We start from the raw sequence: 15,804 nt of genomic DNA, 5'->3' as shown, positions 1-15,804 counted from the left end.
GCGATGCGCCGCGCGGGCGGCGCTCGATCTCAAGAGCGCAAAAAACCTTACGACATACACCTGGCAGGCTTTACCCCATCTCAAAGCCTGCACCTTTGAACCCCTACACATCTTGCGATTGCGTGATGACGGTGAGGTGTGGGGCTTGAGATGAGGTGAGGGCCAGTAGGTGTACGCCGTTAGGGTTGTGGCGTCCTTGAGATCGAGCGCCGCCCGCGCGGCGCATCGCGGGCAAGACCCGCTCCCACATTTGTTGCAACGTGCCATGGCCTGTGAGAGTGGCGTTGTCAGCCTTGGGGCAAGGCGAGAGTGTGTCTTGAGGTCGCGATGAGGCCAGTTCAAACAGCCACGTAAACCCAGGCAGTCAGACCGGAGGCCAGAGGCACGGCAACCCGCTTGTAGTCGGACACTTCATAGGCATCCGCCGCCGCAAGCTCCGCCTCGCTGATCTGGAAGACCATGCCGGCCACGCTGTCGTCTGCGTTGTTGCTGGGGCTGATGATCGGGTGGTGGGTCTTGCCGCTGGTGGCCAGGACTTGCGGGTCGGTGATTTCCACCCAGGCCTGGCTATAGCCGAGCATCTGGTCAGTCTGGCCAACCAGTTCGCGGCCGAAATTGGCCAGTTGCACGGCTTTGTCCTGCAGGGTGCCGTAGGAGAACAACAGCTCCGGGTACTCGGAAGAGGGCGTCATCGCAGGCTCACTCGGCAGCAGGCGGGTTCAGGCGTGCTTCCATTTCCGCGACTTTGGCCTCGAGCGCTTCAAGGCGGGCGCGGGTGCGGGCCAAAACGACCATCTGGCTGTCGAATTCTTCCCGGCTGACCAGTTCCAGCTTGCTGAAGCCGCTTTGCAGCAAGGCTTTGAACTGGCTTTCGATTTCGCTGCGGGGTTGCGAGGTGTCACCGCTGAACAGGCGCGAAGCCTGGTCGCTCAGGGCATCAAGAAAGGCTTTGGGCGCGAGCATATTCGGCTGTCCACAGTATGCAATGGGGCGCCAGTGTAGCACGCAGCTTTCGCCTGCCAGCGCTGCACGCTTTTCGCGCATGGCGGCGAAACGCCGCGCACTATTGTTGTGCAACAAAACGGTACTGGCGACTGGCCAAGTATCGCCGAGCAACGTAAGCCCCTGTAATCCCGCGTTTTAATCAATCTGGCAAGCTTTCTGCTAAGACCTTCATGACCCATGCACTGATGCAGTCACCATGACGACGCGTTACAAAGCCAGGCACTGCGCTTAGACTTGAGTCGGGTTTGTTTTCCTGGGGCAAGTCCACCAATTCGGGAGAGAGTTTCATGAAGCTAGTCACTGCCATCATCAAGCCGTTCAAGTTGGACGACGTGCGCGAGTCGCTGTCCGAAATCGGCGTGCAGGGCATCACTGTCACTGAAGTTAAAGGCTTCGGCCGGCAAAAAGGTCACACCGAGCTGTATCGCGGCGCTGAATATGTGGTCGATTTTCTGCCCAAGGTGAAGATCGACGTCGCCATCGACGACAAGGATCTGGACCGGGTCATCGAGGCGATCACCAAGGCGGCCAACACCGGCAAGATCGGTGACGGCAAGATTTTCGTGGTCAATCTGGAGCAGGCGATTCGCATCCGTACCGGCGAAACCGATACCGACGCGATCTAAAAAAGCCTCACCAAACCCCAACGCCCCAGGAGATAACAATATGACTCTGCGTCAGTTCGCAGGGCTAGGAGCCCTTTTGTCCCTCGTAATGCCCGGCTTGGCCCTGGCAGAGGAGGCAGCCCCCGTGCTCAACTCCGGCGACACCGCCTGGATGTTGACCGCCACAGCCCTGGTGCTGTTCATGACCATTCCTGGTCTGGCCCTGTTCTACGGCGGCATGGTGCGTTCCAAGAACGTGCTGTCGGTGATGATGCAGTGCTTTGCGATTACCGGCCTGATCAGTGTCCTGTGGGTGGTTTACGGCTACAGCCTGGCGTTCGATACCACCGGTATGGAGCAAGGTGTAGTCAACTTCAATTCTTTCGTTGGCGGTCTGTCCAAGGCGTTTCTCGCTGGCGTGACCCCGGCGAGCCTGACCTCTTCGGCGGCGCTGTTCCCTGAAGCGGTATTCATCACCTTCCAGATGACCTTCGCGATCATCACCCCGGCGCTGATCGTCGGCGCCTTTGCCGAGCGCATGAAGTTCTCGGCGATGCTGATCTTCATGGCCATCTGGTTCACCCTGGTCTATGCGCCCATCGCCCACATGGTCTGGAGCGGCAATGGTGGCCTGATGTGGGACTGGGGCGTGCTCGACTTCGCCGGTGGCACCGTGGTGCACATCAACGCCGGTATCGCCGGCCTGGTCGCCTGCCTGGTGCTGGGCAAGCGCAAAGGCTTCCCGACCACACCGATGGCGCCGCACAACCTCGGTTACACCCTGATCGGCGCGGCGATGCTGTGGATCGGCTGGTTCGGCTTCAACGCAGGCTCCGCCGCCGCCGCTAACGGCACCGCCGGCATGGCCATGCTGGTGACTCAGATCGCGACCGCCGCAGCGGCCCTGGGCTGGATGTTCGCCGAGTGGCTGACCCACGGTAAGCCAAGCGCACTGGGTATCGCCTCGGGCGTGGTTGCGGGCCTTGTGGCCATTACTCCGGCTGCCGGTACCGTCGGGCCGATGGGCGCCCTGGTGATTGGCCTTGTGGCTGGTGTGATCTGCTACTTCTGCGCCACCAGCCTCAAGCGCAAGCTCGGCTACGACGACTCTCTGGATGCCTTCGGCGTGCATGGCATCGGCGGTATTGTCGGGGCGATCCTCACTGGCGTGTTCGCAGCCCCCGCCCTGGGCGGTTTCGGCACAGTCGAAGACATCGGCGCACAAGTCTGGATTCAGGCCAAGGGCGTCGGCTTTACCGTGATCTACACCGCGATCGTCACCTATGTGATTCTCAAGGTGCTGGATCTGGTCATGGGCCTGCGGGTCAACGAAGAAGAAGAGTCGGTCGGTCTCGACCTGGCGCAACACAACGAGCGTGGTTACAACCTGTAACTGCGGCTAAAAAACTTGCCCGGCTTGCCGGGCATTTTTTTGCCCGGATTTTGTTCGTTCGTTCAAGCGCAAACGGTTTCCAGGCGCGCTTCGGTGGCTGCGTGCGATGTAGGTAGAAAACTTACAACGTTCAGTGAAATTTAGGCACTTTGCTTTTTCTCTGAGCACGCTAGAATGCGCGCCGAAGGGTGCTGACGAGCAGTCCGCAAACTTCCATACCCTTTGCTAGGCTTGCCAATAAGCGAGTCGATCACAGCGGGGTATGTCGGCGAGTTAGTGCCGACCGCTCTTTATTTGTACAGACCTCGCCCGTGACGTGGGGTTTGCCCGGTTCTCGCCATTCGTTGTGGCGCAACCACGGCCCGCAGCCAGACTGCGGTCCTTGAATTTTTTCTGGCAGCTGTCGATTTTCGACGTTGCTGGACTATAACTAATCTGCTTTTCGCAAGTCATGAGGTAGAACATGAGCGACGACGATCTGGAAAATGACGACCTCGAAGTAGGCGACGAAGACGAAGGCGACGAAGGCCTCGAAGCTGCAGCCGATGACGTGGCCGATGACAGTGGCGACGACAGCCCGGCTCCCGCAGCCAAAGGCAAGTCGAAGTCCACGGCAGTCTCGGTAGACGACATGCCGAGCATGGAAGCCAAGCAAAAAGAGCGTGATGCCCTGGCCAAGGCCATGGAAGAGTTCCTCTCCCGTGGTGGCAAGGTGCAGGAAGTGGAGGCCAACGTGGTCGCCGATCCGCCCAAGAAGCCGGACAACAAGTACGGTAGCCGCCCTATCTGAGTGGTCCCGTCAGCAAGAAAGCCCGCCGTCGCTGCGGGCTTTTTTGTGCCTGCGGTTCAGCGCCAGCTGTTGAGCAGTTCGGGCAACTGTGACAGGCGCTGGATCTCGGCGTCAGGGCGGCTTTCGGCTGCCCAGGCCTTGCCCTGCGGATTGAACCAGATCGCCCGCAGGCCGGCGCGCTGGGCGCCGGCGATGTCATCGCCAGGGTGGTCGCCGATATGCACCGCTGCCCCCGCCTCTACTTCGCCCTGGCGCAGGGCTTCGAGGAAGGGCTGCGGGTCGGGTTTGCCGATGCCGAGGTCTTCGGCGCACAGGGCGAATTTGAAGTAGTCGGCCAGGCCCAGGCGGCGCACATCGGCGTTGCCATTGGTGACTACGCCCAGGGTGTAGCTGTGGCGGAGGATCTCCAGCACCGGCTGCACCTCGGGGAAGATGTCGATCTGGTGGCGAGCATGCAGGAACACTTCGAAGCCTTCGTTGGCAAGCTCCCGGGCTTTGTTCTCGCTGTAGCCGACCTCTTCCAGGGCATGGAACAGCACGCGGCGGCGCAGGGCGCTGATGCGGTGCTTGAGCCCAGGCTCTGCCTGCACCAGGCGCTCACGGATGGCGTACAGGTGCTCGACCGGTACCGCACCCAGGCTTGGCGCATTGGCCGCCAGCCAGTCGCGCAGGGTGGTCTCGGCGCTGACGATCACCGGTGCGGTGTCCCACAGGGTGTCATCGAGGTCGAAGGTGATCAGCTTGATGCTCATGAGTCACTGCCCTTACTGCGTTTGGCCCGGGGATGGGCGCTGTCGTAGACGGCGGCCAAGTGTTGGAAGTCCAGGTGAGTGTAGATCTGCGTGGTGGCGATATCGGCGTGACCGAGCATCTCTTGCACCGCGCGCAGGTCCTGGGACGATTCCAGCAGGTGGCTGGCGAAGGAGTGTCGCAACATGTGCGGGTGCAGGTTCTGGCCCAGCTCGCGGGCGCCAGCGGCCTGTACCCGCAGTTGAATGGCCCGCGGGCCAAGCCGCCGGCCTTGCTGGCTGACGAACACGGCGCCGTCCTGCGGGCCGCTGCCCGTGCGCAGGGGCAGCCATTGTTCCAGCGCCTCGCGGGCCTTGCGGCCGACCGGCAGCACGCGGGTCTTGCTGCCCTTGCCGTGCACCTGCACCAGGCCCGCAGGCAAGTCGAGCTGCTCGAGGTTGAGACTGGTCAGCTCAGACAGGCGCAAGCCGGAGGAGTAGAACAACTCGAGCATGGCCTGGTCGCGGCGGGCCAGAAACTCGTCTTCAACCGCGCCTTCAAGCAGTTGCAGGGCGCGGTCGGTATCGAGGGTCTTGGGCAGGCGCCGCTCGCCCTTGGGCGCCGACAGGCCGTTGGCCGGGTCGTGGCTGCACTGGCCTTCGCGGTTGAGGTAGCGGTAAAAGCCGCGCACCGCCGAGAGCAGGCGGGCGAGGCTGCGTGAAGACTGGCCCTGGTGATGCTGGCGGGCGATTAGTTGACGCAGGTGCTGGATCTGCAAGGCGTTCCAGCTGTCGATGCCGTTCTTGGTGCAGAATTCCAGGACGCTCGCAAGGTCGCGTCGGTAGGCCAGCTGGGTGTGTTCGGACACCTGGCGCTCGTTGCGCAGGTGTGCGCAAAAGGCCTCCAGCTGGCGTTCCATCAGCGCACCGGACGCAGGGTCTGGGTATGGCGCGGGACGACCCGGCCCAGCACTTCGGCGATGTAGCTCAGGAACAGGGTGCCGACCGTGCTCTTGTAATGCTGCGGATCGCGGCTGGCGATTGCCAGAACGCCGTGCAAGCCTTGATGGTTGAGGGTGGCGACGGCGCTGGAGCCGACTTCCTTGCGCTGCTCTTCGCCGAACAGGAAGTCCAGCTCATGGTCGCGCAGGTTGCCGCTGACGGTCTTGCCGGCACACAACAGGCCACCAATGGCTTGCTGGGCGTCGGAGCTGTTGACCCAACGACCAACCGGCGCGGCCGTTTCACCGAACAGGATCAGGCTGACAAAGGGCACCTTGAACTCTTGGCGCAAGCTGTCTTCGACCGCCATGACCACGCTTTCCAGGCTGTCGGCATCGAGCAGGTCGAGGATCAGCCGGCGGGTCTTGTCGAACAGCCGGTCGTTGTCGCGGGCCACGTCCATCAGTTGCGAAAGGCGGTGGCGCATTTCGATGTTGCGGTCGCGCAGCAGCTTGAGCTGACGTTCGACCAGCGACACGCTATCGCCACGCTGATGGGGGATGTGCAGCTCGCTGAGCAGCTCGTCGTGTTCGGCGAAAAACGTCGGGTTGTCGCGCAGGTATGCAACCACGGCCTCAGCCCCGAGGGTGGGCGTCGAGCCCTCGGCGCTAAGGTCGTTGGGCTGTTCGGCGGGAGCCTGGGGCTGATCGGTCATGGCTGGTACTCACTCATAGACGAACCTGTCCTTCAAACACGCGTACGGCGGGGCCGGTCATCAGCACCGGGGTGCCCGGGCCTGCCCATTCGATGGACAGGCGCCCACCCGGCAGGTCGATCAACAATGGCGAGTCCATCCAGCCCTGGCTGATTGCGGCCACGGCCGCAGCGCAGGCACCGGTACCGCAGGCCTGGGTTTCGCCAGCACCACGCTCCCACACCCGCAGTTGCGCGCGGTGACGGTCGATGACCTGGATGAAGCCGACATTGACCCGCTGCGGGAAGCGCGGGTGATGTTCGATCTGCGGGCCCAGTTCGTGCACCGGGGCGGCGTTGATGTCGTTGACGCGCAGTACTGCATGAGGGTTACCCATGGACACCGCAGCCAGCTCCACCGTACGCCCGGCAACCTCCAGCGGGTAGCTCAGGGCCTGGGTCGGTGCGTCGAACGGAATCTGCGCAGGCGTCAGCCGTGGCGGGCCCATGTCGACGCTGATCTGCCCGTCGTTGCGCACGTCCAGCTCGATGATGCCGCCCTTGGTTTCGACGCGGATGCGTTTTTTCGCAGTCAGGCGCTTATCCAGCACGAAACGCGCGAAGCAGCGCGCACCGTTGCCGCACTGTTCGACCTCGGAGCCGTCGGCATTGAAGATCCGGTAGCGGAAATCCACTTCCGGATTGCTCGGCGCCTCGACGATCAGCAACTGGTCAAAGCCGACACCGGTATGACGATCACCCCATTGCTTGGCGTGCTTGGGCAGAATGTGCGCATGCTGGCTGACCAGGTCGAGGACCATGAAGTCGTTGCCCAGCCCATGCATCTTGGTAAAACGCAGCAGCATGGGTTTACTCCGGCAGCAGGCTTTCGCCGGCGAACAACTCGGCCACGGTTTCGCGACGACGCACTTCGAAGGCCTGGTCACCATCGACCAGCACTTCGGCACAACGACCACGGGTGTTGTAGTTCGAGCTCATGACAAAACCATAGGCGCCCGCGGAATGCACCGCCAGCAAGTCGCCTTCGGCCAGGTTCAGGGTCCGCTCCTTGGCGAGGAAGTCGCCGGTTTCGCAGATCGGCCCGACGATGTCGTAGGTACGGCCCTCACCGGCACGCGGCTGTACCGCGGTGACGTTCATCCAGGCCTGGTACAGGGCCGGGCGGATCAGGTCGTTCATCGCCGCATCGACGATGGCGAAGTCTTTGTACTCGGTGTGCTTGAGGTACTCGACCTGAGTCAGCAGCACGCCGGCGTTGGCGACGATGTAGCGGCCCGGCTCGAACACCAGGGCCAGGTCGCGATCACCGACGCGCTCGCGGATGGCCTTGATGTAGTCGGCAGCCAGCGGCGGCTCTTCGTCGCGATAGCGCACGCCGACGCCGCCACCCAGGTCCAGGTGACGCAGGAGGATGCCGCAGTCGCCGAGGCGGTCGATCAGCGCCAGCAGGCGGTCGAGGGCATCGAGGAAGGGTTCCAGGGTGGTCAGTTGCGAGCCGATATGGCAGTCGACACCGACCACTTCCAGGTTCGGCAGCTGCGCGGCGCGGATGTAGACCTCTTCGGCATCGGCGATGGCGATACCGAACTTGTTTTCTTTGAGGCCCGTGGAGATATACGGGTGGGTGCCAGCATCGACGTCCGGGTTGACCCGCAGCGAAACCGGCGCGCGAACGCCCATTTCAGCGGCCACGACCTGCAGGCGTTCGAGCTCGTCAGTGGATTCGACGTTGAAGCAGTGTACGCCGACTTCCAGGGCGCGGCGCATGTCTTCGCGAGTCTTGCCGACACCGGAGAACACCACACGATCAGCACTTCCGCCAGCGGCCAGCACACGCTCGAGTTCACCACCGGAAACGATGTCGAAACCTGCGCCCAGGCGGGCCAGCAGGTTCAGCACGCCGAGGTTGGAGTTGGCTTTGACGGCAAAACACACCAGGTGCGAAACACCCTCCAGGGCATCGGCATAGCTACGGTACTGGGCCTCGATGTGGGCGCGCGAGTAGACGTAGGTCGGCGTGCCGAAACGTTCGGCGATGGCCGACAGGGCCACGCCTTCCGCGAACAGCTCGCCGTCGCGGTAGTTGAAAGCGTCCATGGGTTACCCTTACTGGTGCTGGTGCGATTGCGACTTTTTACCGTCTTTGCTGTCGTCAGGCAGGTACAGCGGGCCTTTCTGGCCGCAGGCGGAAACGAGGCAGGCAACCGCGACGAGCGCCGCGAGGGTGGAGATCAGGCGCTTCATGGCGTAATCCTTTGTAATAAGCAGTATTGCGCCCGAGTATACCGAGCGCCCGGCCCCTTGCCTATGTGGGTAACCCGCCGTTGGGCGGGGGGGTGGCTGCGCCTGATGACGCAGGTCGGTATCCTTTGCATTCGGCGCGCCGCGCTCGTATCTTGCCCGGCTTGCGTGTGTGCAGACATTTTTGAGGTTCTTGCAATGAGTTTGACCGAAGCGCGTTTTCACGACCTGGTCGACGCGACCCAACAGGCCCTGGAAGACCTGTTCGACGAGACTGACCTGGACCTGGACATGGAGAACTCGGCAGGGGTCCTGACCATCAAGTTCGACAACGGCAGCCAGTTGATCTTCAGCCGCCAGGAGCCGCTACGCCAGCTGTGGCTGGCCGACAAGTCCGGTGGCTTCCACTTCGACTACGACGAGCAGAACGGCAAGTGGACCTGCGAAAAAACCGAAGAGTTGCTGGGCGAGATGCTTGAGCGCATCGTCTGGGAGCGGATCGGTGAAAAGCTCGATTTCGACGAAATCTGATGAGCAGCCCAGCCAAGCCGGCCAAGCCGCTCTACAGCAATGTCAGCCCGGCAGTGCCCTCGCCGTGCATCAGCACCTGCCGGCTGGATGAGCACAAGGTCTGCATTGGCTGTTACCGCCATGTCGAGGACATTCGCCAGTGGCGCGCGGCTGACGATGACCAGCGCCGGCAGATCTGCCGCGAGGCGCTGGCGCGACGACAGCTGGCCGGGTTGGCATAGACCCTGCGGGTATTGTGTATTTACTTGGCTGTGGTAGTGTCAAACCAGTTTCGGCTGTGCCGAATGCCTGCAAACCCCGCCCTTGGGCGGGGTTTTGCTTTATATCGCCCAGAAAAAGGAGTCTGACCGGATCATGAGCACCAAGCCTTCCATTATCGTCACCCGATTGGACGTACAGCGTCTGGAGCGTCTGATCGAAAACCTCGATGAGAAGACGCAGGATTCTCCGGGTGTGCTCGCCTTGCAGGACGAGCTGGACCGCGCCGAACAGGTCGGTCACGAGGACGTTCCGGCCGGTGTCGTGACCATGAACTCCCGGGTTCATTGCCGCGAGGAAGCCAGTGGCAAGGACTACCACCTGACCCTGGTCTATCCCAAAGACGCCAACGCTGATGAAGGCAAGATCTCCATTCTTGCGCCGATCGGCAGCGCGCTGCTGGGCCTCTCGGTAGGCGAGCAGATCGACTGGCCGGCCCCGGGCGGCAAGACCCTCAAGCTGAAATTGCTCGAAGTTGAATACCAGCCGGAAGCAGCGGGCGACTTCGACCTCTGAGCCTCAAACCTGCGCCAGGGCCTCGTTGAGCGCCCGCTCCAGTTCGCCCTTGTAACGCAGGTAGAGGATGCTCGAACCCAGGCCGTCGGCCAGCAGGCCGGACAGGTCCAGGTCGGTGATGTAGCAGCGGTAGCGCTCGGCTTCGCGGCGCTGCTCGATGATCTCGCGGGCGACCACCGCATACAGCTGGTCGCCATGTTCAAGCTGGGAAAATTCACGCTGATTGCAGTACAGCGTCACTTGCACGTCGTCGCTGGCGCCTGCCTGCAGAATTGCCTGTACTTCGTAGTACGGTCGGTCGATGGCCCTGACCTCGACCTGGCGTGTTTCCACCTGGCGGACCTTACCAGGGCCTGAAGGCAACAATTGGTAATAAAAAATATCCAATGAGCCCTGGGCCTGCAGGCTGTCCAGCGGCAGGCGCGCTTCGCGGCGAAACACGATCGATTGCAAAAAACGCTGCAACGGCAGCAACAGGCTGCTTTCATCGTGGAACGGCAGGCGTTGTTGCCAGAACGCGTTGTGCTCATCCAGCACGTAGACATCCGCCCAAGTGTCCTGAACCCGATAGAACAGCTGGATGCATTGCGGTTGGCCCAGGGGTAGTACCTGGGCCAGGTCCAGTTCCTGCAGGGCGTTGGCGTCCAGGTGCAGAGGGCTGTAATCGCTGCGTTCTTCACCGAGGTAGCGCAGCACCGCTTCCTGATCGTCGAGGGTCACCAGGTTCACAGCACCAGCCTGCAGTTCCAGCACATGGGTGTGCTGCTCAACCTGCAACAGGTAGCGGTGGTTGAGGTTCTGCGCCAGCAGCGCCTGGGTGGTGGCGAACACGTCCTCGACCCGCAGGGCGATGGCCTGGGCACGGTTGTGGCAGAAACAGCGCACTCGCAGCCGGGGCGTGTGGCCAGTACCGTGGCTATTGAGGTAATCGCGCAGGCAGCGCAGCAGTGCATGTTCGCCGTCGTAGCGGTGCACCTGGACCTCGTTCCAGCTATTGAGCGTGACCTGATCGAGGGTCAGTACCAGGTTTTCCCGCACCCCGGCATAGCTCAGGGAATCGGTGCGCTCGGTGGTCATCAGGATGTTCAGGTCGCGATGGTGTTGCAGCGGGTCGATGCCGACATTGACCAGCAGCAGGACCTCGTCCGCCACGCTCGGTTGCAGCAGGCGTTGCTCGCTGACTACCGACAAGGGCAGGGCGACGCTCTGTTGCAGGCTGCCCAGCAGGTTGAACAGCTCGTACTCGCTCAGGTCGCTGCTGCCCGGATGCAGGGCCAGGCGCGTGCTGCTGTCGATCACGCCATTGCGGTGGGCCCAGGTCAGCAGTTCGAGCAGTTCCCGGCAGCGCTTGATCGGGGCAAAATGCTCCCACTCGTGCGTTCCCAGGTTGCCGTTGTACAGGCCCCAGTGGATTTGCCCGGGATCCTTGCGGTTAGGCGACTGGACCAAGGTCAGGGTGTCTTCGGCCAGATCCGGGGCAATCCCCGGATTGATGAACTCGACCTTGCCGGCGCGTCGTTCGAAGGCGGCGTACAGGCGCCTGCCAAGCACGCTGAGGTCGCGCTGGTCGATGCGGCTGGTGGCGTTCTGGCTGCGGGCAAACTGGCAAAGGAAGCGGTAACTGTAGTTCAGCTCCGCCACCAGTTCGCGGCGTTCGGCCGTCACCTGGCGAACCTTCCATTGGCTGCGGCTATCGAGCAGTGCCAGCTGGCGCTCATCCCAGCCCCATTCCCGGCTCAGGCGCAGCAGCAAGTCACGTTGCCAACTGCTGCTGCGCTGGCGGGACAGGCCGCTGAGTTTCTTGTTCACTTTCAGGTACAGGCTGCGCCGCACCAACTCCAGCCGTTGGTGTTCGCCACGACCCTGCAGGTACTGCTCGATGCGCCGGTAGACCATCATGTAGGGGTCGAGCTCATTGAGGTCCAGGCGATTGGCAAACACTGCTTGCTTGAACTGCAGGCTCAGGCACTGCACCTGCGGGTGCTCACTGGCATAGACCTCGGTCAGCAGTAGCTTGAGCACTGACTTGTAGGGCGACTCGATGCCCTTGAACAACTGCCAGAGCCCTGCGCCGACAAACTCACCAGGTGGGATATGCGCCAGGTGGCCAAGGTCGAGGTTGTCGTCGCTGCGCACGAAGCGTTTGGACAGCAGGGTTTGGGTGTATTCCCGGTACCGGGGTTCTTCGTACACCGGTACCAGCCACCACAGGGGTGTGCGCCCGGCCAGCCAGATGGCGGTGCGGTAGAACTCATCGAGCAGCAAGTAGTGCTGGGTGGTGCCGCAGTCATCGGAGCTGAGCTGGCCGTCGCGTTCACCCTGCACGAAGCTTTGCGCTTCGATCAGGAACAGATGAGCTTCGGCGCCCTGGTTCTCGGCCCAGGTCTCCAGCAGCAGGCATTTCTTGCGCAACTCGGTCAGTTCGCTTTCGCTCAGGTCCGCAGCGTGGCAGACCCAGACATCCATATCGCTCTGCTCGGCCTGGGCCAGGGTGCCGAGGCTGCCCATCAGGTACAGGCCGTGAATCGGCTGCGGTGGGTTGCCATGCCGGGCTTTGTAGGCAAACGAACGGGTCAGGCGCTGGGCCTCGGCCAGCACTTGGCTGTCGGGCTCAAAATTGGCTACACCCGCTGGTGTGTTGCTGGAGACATAGCCGGGCAGCAGCGGATGATTGACGTGGAAAAACAGCGGCAGCAAGGCCATTACTTGCTGTTGACGGCTTGATAGCCCGTCCATGGCGCGCCCCAGGCGCCCCTGGTTGAGTGTCAGGAAACGTTGGCGCAGCTGGCTGAGTACCTTGCGGTCAATGCCCTGGTCGAGGTCGGGGCGAATTTCGTGGGGGTGGTTCATGGCGAGCTAAAACCGGCCGTTTGGGGAGCAATGGCGAGTTTAAGCTATTTTGATTTTGACGCCATTTTATTAGCGGTGAACGCATCGCGGGGCAAGCCCGCTCCCACCCGGTCGGTAGGAGCGGGCTTGCCCCGCGATTGCTGGTGTCAGGCAGGTTGAGCGACGTTCAGGATGGTCAGCAGTTGCTGCGCGTGTTCGGCAGCATCATGCCCCAAGCTGGTCAGATAACCGCCATCAGGCTGGTCGGTCAGCTGCTTGTCGTACAAGCGTTGTGCTGCATCGATGAGGTCTTTAGAAGCAGTGTTGTGCACCTTGATGCCTTCCTGGCTGCTATCCAGGTTGAACAAGGCAAGAACTTCCAGCTCGGCAATCAATTCGGGGGTAAACGACATAGAGACTCCGACTTCCAGACAAGGAGGGTAGCACCGTCGCCGGTGCCTGGTTTTGCAGTGTAGTCAGGGAAACCCTGCTTTGCTTCAGGCCTTTTCCGGCGGCAGCTCGGGCAGGGCGCGCAAGGCGGCTTCGTACCATTCGGTATTGAACGCACGGTCGTCTTCGAGCATCGCATCAATCTCAAAGGCCAGTACATGGGCCATCAGGTTGAGGATGTCGTCACGTTCGTAACCCACCAGGGTCAGCTTGTTGAAGATGGCTTTGGCCGCTGGCGGGTTGCCGCTTTCGATCTGGTTCTCGACGGCTTCGATCAGGGTCGACTCGGCGAACTCTTCTTCGTCGTTGTCGATATCGGTTGGCTCGCTCATGGGCGCTTCCTCTTTAGGGGTGTCCAGTTTGCCATGAGCCGGGGGACGATGCCGTGTTATCGACAAACTCCATGATGCTGGTCAGTACCCGGCACTTGGGTCTATAACAACCGGGCCAACCCCTCAACGGCCTGGAGGCTGTTTCATGCTCAAGCTTCACGGATTTGCGGTCAGCAACTACTACAACATGGTCAAACTGGCACTGCTGGAGAAGGGCGTGCCGTTTGAAGAGGTGCTGTTTTTCGGCGGCCAGGGCCCCGATGCGCTGAAAGTCAGCCCGCGCGGAAAGGTGCCGGTGCTGGAGACCGAGCATGGTTTCCTCAGCGAAACCAGCCTGATTCTCGACTACATCGAGCAGACCCAGGCGGGCAAGGCGCTGTTGCCGGAGGGGGTGTTTGCCCAGGCCAAGGTCCACGAACTGGCCAAGGAAATCGAGCTGTACATCGAGCTGCCTGCCCGCGCCTGCTACCCGCAAGCGTTCTTCGGCATGCAGGTGGACGAAGCCATCAAGGCCAAGGCAAAAGATGAACTGCTGGCCGGGATCGCCACCCTCAAGCGCAATGGCACGTTCAGCCCTTATGTGGCCGGCGACAGCCTGACCATTGCCGATATGCTGTTCTGCTTCAGCATCGACCTGGCTTATGCCGTGGGCAAGAAAGTACTGAATATCGACGTGCTGGAAGACTTCCCGCAAGCGCGTGAGCTGCTGGAGCGCTTCAAGAGCAATCCGAACGTGCAGAAGATTGCCGCTGACAAGGAGGCGCAGATGCCTGCCTTTCTGGAGATGGTGCGCTCGGGCAAGCGCTGATCGGCGTGCAACCGCTACGTGCGGCCAGCCGGAGCTGGCCGCACATGGCAGGGTTTAGCGCGTGGCGAGCAGTGCCTTGCCGCGGGCTACGGCAGCGCGTACCTGGGCCGGGGCAGTACCACCGATGTGATCACGGGCGTTGACCGAGCCTTCGAGGGTCAACACGGCGAACACGTCCTGTTCGATCTGGTCGCTGAACTGGCGCAGTTCGTCCAGGCTCATCTCGGCCAGGTCCTTGCCGGTATCGACACCGTACTTCACCGCATGACCGACGATTTCGTGGCAATCACGGAATGGCAGGCCACGGCGCACCAGGTAGTCGGCCAGGTCAGTGGCGGTGCTGAAGCCGCGCAGGGCCGCTTCGCGCATGATCGCGTGGCGAGGCTTGATCGCCGGGATCATGTCGGCAAAGGCACGCAGCGAGTCGCGCAGGGTGTCGGCAGCGTCGAACAGTGGTTCCTTGTCTTCCTGGTTGTCCTTGTTGTAGGCCAGCGGCTGGCCTTTCATCAGGGTCAGCAGGCCAGTCAGGGCGCCGAACACGCGGCCGGTCTTACCACGCACCAGCTCGGGGACGTCCGGGTTCTTCTTCTGCGGCATGATCGAGCTGCCGGTGCAGAAGCGATCAGGCAGGTCAATGAACTGGAACTGGGCGCTGGTCCACAGCACCAGCTCTTCGGAGAAGCGCGACAGGTGCATCATCGCCACGCTGGCGGCGGCGCAGAACTCGATGGCGAAGTCTCGATCGGAGACGCCATCGAGCGAGTTGCCAGCCACGGCTTCAAAGCCCAGCAACTGGCAAGTCAGTTCGCGGTCGATCGGGTAGGTGGTGCCGGCCAGCGCGGCGCTGCCCAGGGGCATGCGGTTGGTGCGCTTGCGGCAATCGACCAGGCGCTCGTAGTCGCGGCTGAGCATTTCGAACCAGGCCAGCAGGTGGTGACCAAAGGTCACTGGCTGGGCGGTCTGCAGGTGGGTGAAGCCAGGCATGACAGTCTCGGCTTCGCGCTCGGCCTGCTCCAGCAGGCCCTGTTGCAGGCGGGTGATTTCGGCCAGGATCAGGTCGATCTCGTCACGCAGCCACAGGCGGATGTCGGTGGCGACCTGGTCGTTGCGGCTACGGCCGGTGTGCAGCTTCTTGCCGGTGATGCCGATGCGGTCGGTGAGGCGCGCCTCGATGTTCATGTGCACGTCTTCAAGGTCGATGCGCCAGTCGAAGTTGCCGGCCTCGATTTCGCCCTGGATGGTCTTCAGGCCATCGACGATGGTATCGCGTTCGGCGTCGGTGAGGACGCCGACCTTGGCCAGCATGCTGGCGTGGGCGATCGAACCCATGATGTCGTGGCGGTACAGGCGCTGGTCGAAATTGACGGAGGCGGTGAAACGGGCGACGAAGGCGTCGACGGGCTCACTGAAGCGGCCGCCCCAGGACTGATTGGTCTTGTCGGTGCTCATGGATTCACTCGTTGAAGGCGTGAACGGAAAAAGTGGCGTCGATCATAGCAGGATTGGCGGCCCTGCCGGAGTGCGGCGGTCGGGGCAAATGCGGGTTTATGTCGCAGTACAGGCCCGCGACAGCGCGCGTGCAACAGGATATTTATCGATTGAACGGCAGTGTTGCGGCAACCGTCTACAGTTGGACAGAGGCTCGGCATGTTTCCTGTCGGA

General features: G+C 62.1%; 19 protein-coding genes. 7 read left to right on the top strand and 12 right to left on the bottom strand.

Annotated features, from left to right (window positions below; all coding sequences use genetic code 11):
* Positions 1–338: 338 nt before the first annotated feature.
* Positions 339–692 (bottom strand): gamma-glutamylcyclotransferase family protein, encoded by a 354-nt coding sequence (locus M5G17_RS02230; RefSeq protein ID WP_273891371.1) that lies wholly within the window; start codon positions 690–692, stop codon positions 339–341.
* Positions 693–699: 7 nt separating this feature from the next.
* Positions 700–963, bottom strand: coding sequence for an accessory factor UbiK family protein (locus tag M5G17_RS02225; protein ID WP_010221117.1), 264 nt, complete (start codon positions 961–963; stop codon positions 700–702).
* A gap of 329 nt (positions 964–1,292) precedes the next feature.
* Between M5G17_RS02225 and glnK the strand changes: the two genes are divergently transcribed.
* From glnK to sutA, 3 genes are all read left to right on the top strand, one after another.
* A complete protein-coding gene (gene glnK, locus M5G17_RS02220) occupies positions 1,293–1,631 on the top strand; it encodes a P-II family nitrogen regulator (protein WP_002555808.1) in 339 nt (112 codons plus the stop codon).
* 40 nt (positions 1,632–1,671) lie between these two features.
* Positions 1,672–3,003: an ammonium transporter gene (locus M5G17_RS02215; protein WP_130261997.1), complete on the top strand. Its 1,332-nt coding sequence runs from the start codon at positions 1,672–1,674 to the stop codon at positions 3,001–3,003.
* Positions 3,004–3,466: 463 nt separating this feature from the next.
* Complete coding sequence (sutA, locus tag M5G17_RS02210) at positions 3,467–3,793, top strand: transcriptional regulator SutA (RefSeq protein ID WP_273891370.1); 327 nt, start codon at positions 3,467–3,469, stop codon at positions 3,791–3,793.
* A gap of 56 nt (positions 3,794–3,849) precedes the next feature.
* Here the strand turns inward: sutA and M5G17_RS02205 are convergent, their stop codons facing one another.
* Genes M5G17_RS02205 through lptM form a run of 6 tightly spaced genes read right to left on the bottom strand, consistent with a single transcriptional unit; the run spans position 3,850 to position 8,421 of the window.
* Positions 3,850–4,545 carry an HAD family hydrolase gene (locus M5G17_RS02205; RefSeq protein WP_273891369.1) on the bottom strand — a complete coding sequence of 232 codons (696 nt, stop codon included), beginning with the start codon at positions 4,543–4,545 and terminating at the stop codon, positions 3,850–3,852.
* The gene (gene xerC / locus M5G17_RS02200; RefSeq protein WP_273891368.1) at positions 4,542–5,441 is read right to left on the bottom strand and encodes a tyrosine recombinase XerC; all 900 of its coding nucleotides are present in this window, start codon (positions 5,439–5,441) and stop codon (positions 4,542–4,544) included. Before xerC ends, M5G17_RS02205 begins: the two co-directional genes overlap by 4 nt.
* Positions 5,441–6,178, bottom strand: coding sequence for a DUF484 family protein (locus M5G17_RS02195; RefSeq protein WP_130261993.1), 738 nt, complete (start codon positions 6,176–6,178; stop codon positions 5,441–5,443). Before M5G17_RS02195 ends, xerC begins: the two co-directional genes overlap by 1 nt.
* Positions 6,179–6,191: 13 nt before the next feature.
* On the bottom strand, positions 6,192–7,022 hold the full coding sequence (dapF, locus tag M5G17_RS02190; RefSeq protein WP_273891367.1) for a diaminopimelate epimerase: 831 nt from the start codon (positions 7,020–7,022) through the stop codon (positions 6,192–6,194).
* A 4-nt stretch (positions 7,023–7,026) separates the two neighbouring features.
* Positions 7,027–8,274, bottom strand: coding sequence for a diaminopimelate decarboxylase (lysA, locus tag M5G17_RS02185; RefSeq protein ID WP_273891366.1), 1,248 nt, complete (start codon positions 8,272–8,274; stop codon positions 7,027–7,029).
* Between the two features lie 9 nt (positions 8,275–8,283).
* Positions 8,284–8,421 carry an LPS translocon maturation chaperone LptM gene (gene lptM / locus M5G17_RS02180; RefSeq protein ID WP_036989509.1) on the bottom strand — a complete coding sequence of 46 codons (138 nt, stop codon included), beginning with the start codon at positions 8,419–8,421 and terminating at the stop codon, positions 8,284–8,286.
* 195 nt (positions 8,422–8,616) lie between these two features.
* Between lptM and cyaY the strand changes: the two genes are divergently transcribed.
* The 3 genes from cyaY (at position 8,617) to rnk (ending at position 9,723) form a co-directional block, all read left to right on the top strand.
* A complete protein-coding gene (cyaY, locus tag M5G17_RS02175; protein ID WP_273891365.1) occupies positions 8,617–8,949 on the top strand; it encodes an iron donor protein CyaY in 333 nt (110 codons plus the stop codon).
* Complete coding sequence (locus M5G17_RS02170; protein WP_273891364.1) at positions 8,949–9,170, top strand: DUF1289 domain-containing protein; 222 nt, start codon at positions 8,949–8,951, stop codon at positions 9,168–9,170. Before cyaY ends, M5G17_RS02170 begins: the two co-directional genes overlap by 1 nt.
* 133 nt (positions 9,171–9,303) lie before the next feature.
* On the top strand, positions 9,304–9,723 hold the full coding sequence (gene rnk, locus M5G17_RS02165) for a nucleoside diphosphate kinase regulator (protein WP_273891363.1): 420 nt from the start codon (positions 9,304–9,306) through the stop codon (positions 9,721–9,723).
* Between the two features lie 3 nt (positions 9,724–9,726).
* Here the strand turns inward: rnk and M5G17_RS02160 are convergent, their stop codons facing one another.
* The 3 genes from M5G17_RS02160 to M5G17_RS02150 form a co-directional block, all read right to left on the bottom strand.
* Positions 9,727–12,573: a class I adenylate cyclase gene (locus M5G17_RS02160; protein ID WP_273891362.1), complete on the bottom strand. Its 2,847-nt coding sequence runs from the start codon at positions 12,571–12,573 to the stop codon at positions 9,727–9,729.
* Positions 12,574–12,719: 146 nt separating this feature from the next.
* The gene (locus tag M5G17_RS02155) at positions 12,720–12,965 is read right to left on the bottom strand and encodes a TIGR02647 family protein (protein WP_273891361.1); all 246 of its coding nucleotides are present in this window, start codon (positions 12,963–12,965) and stop codon (positions 12,720–12,722) included.
* An 84-nt stretch (positions 12,966–13,049) separates the two neighbouring features.
* Positions 13,050–13,334: a hypothetical protein gene (locus M5G17_RS02150; RefSeq protein ID WP_273891360.1), complete on the bottom strand. Its 285-nt coding sequence runs from the start codon at positions 13,332–13,334 to the stop codon at positions 13,050–13,052.
* 145 nt (positions 13,335–13,479) lie between these two features.
* Between M5G17_RS02150 and M5G17_RS02145 the strand changes: the two genes are divergently transcribed.
* Positions 13,480–14,142, top strand: a complete 663-nt coding sequence (locus M5G17_RS02145; protein ID WP_273891359.1) for a glutathione S-transferase family protein — start codon at positions 13,480–13,482, stop codon at positions 14,140–14,142.
* A gap of 54 nt (positions 14,143–14,196) precedes the next feature.
* On the opposite strand, the gene argH is transcribed toward M5G17_RS02145, so the two are convergent.
* Positions 14,197–15,591: an argininosuccinate lyase gene (gene argH, locus M5G17_RS02140; RefSeq protein WP_273891358.1), complete on the bottom strand. Its 1,395-nt coding sequence runs from the start codon at positions 15,589–15,591 to the stop codon at positions 14,197–14,199.
* Between the last annotated feature and the right edge of the window lie 213 nt (positions 15,592–15,804).

The organism is Pseudomonas rubra, from assembly GCF_028656935.1.
Classification (GTDB): domain Bacteria; phylum Pseudomonadota; class Gammaproteobacteria; order Pseudomonadales; family Pseudomonadaceae; genus Aquipseudomonas; species Aquipseudomonas rubra.
Note: the sequence above shows the minus strand (reverse complement) of the source record. Positions and strands in the feature narration are given on the sequence as shown.

Excerpts from the sequence above, each read along its gene's own strand:
- M5G17_RS02230 (WP_273891371.1), bottom strand. The coding sequence starts at position 692 with ATGACGCCCTCTTCCGAGTACCCGGAGCTGTTGTTCTCCTACGGCACC.
- M5G17_RS02225 (WP_010221117.1), bottom strand. The coding sequence starts at position 963 with ATGCTCGCGCCCAAAGCCTTTCTTGATGCCCTGAGCGACCAGGCTTCG.
- glnK (WP_002555808.1), top strand. The coding sequence starts at position 1,293 with ATGAAGCTAGTCACTGCCATCATCAAGCCGTTCAAGTTGGACGACGTG.
- M5G17_RS02215 (WP_130261997.1), top strand. The coding sequence starts at position 1,672 with ATGACTCTGCGTCAGTTCGCAGGGCTAGGAGCCCTTTTGTCCCTCGTA.
- sutA (WP_273891370.1), top strand. The coding sequence starts at position 3,467 with ATGAGCGACGACGATCTGGAAAATGACGACCTCGAAGTAGGCGACGAA.
- M5G17_RS02205 (WP_273891369.1), bottom strand. The coding sequence starts at position 4,545 with ATGAGCATCAAGCTGATCACCTTCGACCTCGATGACACCCTGTGGGAC.
- xerC (WP_273891368.1), bottom strand. The coding sequence starts at position 5,441 with ATGGAACGCCAGCTGGAGGCCTTTTGCGCACACCTGCGCAACGAGCGC.
- M5G17_RS02195 (WP_130261993.1), bottom strand. The coding sequence starts at position 6,178 with ATGACCGATCAGCCCCAGGCTCCCGCCGAACAGCCCAACGACCTTAGC.
- dapF (WP_273891367.1), bottom strand. The coding sequence starts at position 7,022 with ATGCTGCTGCGTTTTACCAAGATGCATGGGCTGGGCAACGACTTCATG.
- lysA (WP_273891366.1), bottom strand. The coding sequence starts at position 8,274 with ATGGACGCTTTCAACTACCGCGACGGCGAGCTGTTCGCGGAAGGCGTG.
- lptM (WP_036989509.1), bottom strand. The coding sequence starts at position 8,421 with ATGAAGCGCCTGATCTCCACCCTCGCGGCGCTCGTCGCGGTTGCCTGC.
- cyaY (WP_273891365.1), top strand. The coding sequence starts at position 8,617 with ATGAGTTTGACCGAAGCGCGTTTTCACGACCTGGTCGACGCGACCCAA.
- M5G17_RS02170 (WP_273891364.1), top strand. The coding sequence starts at position 8,949 with ATGAGCAGCCCAGCCAAGCCGGCCAAGCCGCTCTACAGCAATGTCAGC.
- rnk (WP_273891363.1), top strand. The coding sequence starts at position 9,304 with ATGAGCACCAAGCCTTCCATTATCGTCACCCGATTGGACGTACAGCGT.
- M5G17_RS02160 (WP_273891362.1), bottom strand. The coding sequence starts at position 12,573 with ATGAACCACCCCCACGAAATTCGCCCCGACCTCGACCAGGGCATTGAC.
- M5G17_RS02155 (WP_273891361.1), bottom strand. The coding sequence starts at position 12,965 with ATGTCGTTTACCCCCGAATTGATTGCCGAGCTGGAAGTTCTTGCCTTG.
- M5G17_RS02150 (WP_273891360.1), bottom strand. The coding sequence starts at position 13,334 with ATGAGCGAGCCAACCGATATCGACAACGACGAAGAAGAGTTCGCCGAG.
- M5G17_RS02145 (WP_273891359.1), top strand. The coding sequence starts at position 13,480 with ATGCTCAAGCTTCACGGATTTGCGGTCAGCAACTACTACAACATGGTC.
- argH (WP_273891358.1), bottom strand. The coding sequence starts at position 15,591 with ATGAGCACCGACAAGACCAATCAGTCCTGGGGCGGCCGCTTCAGTGAG.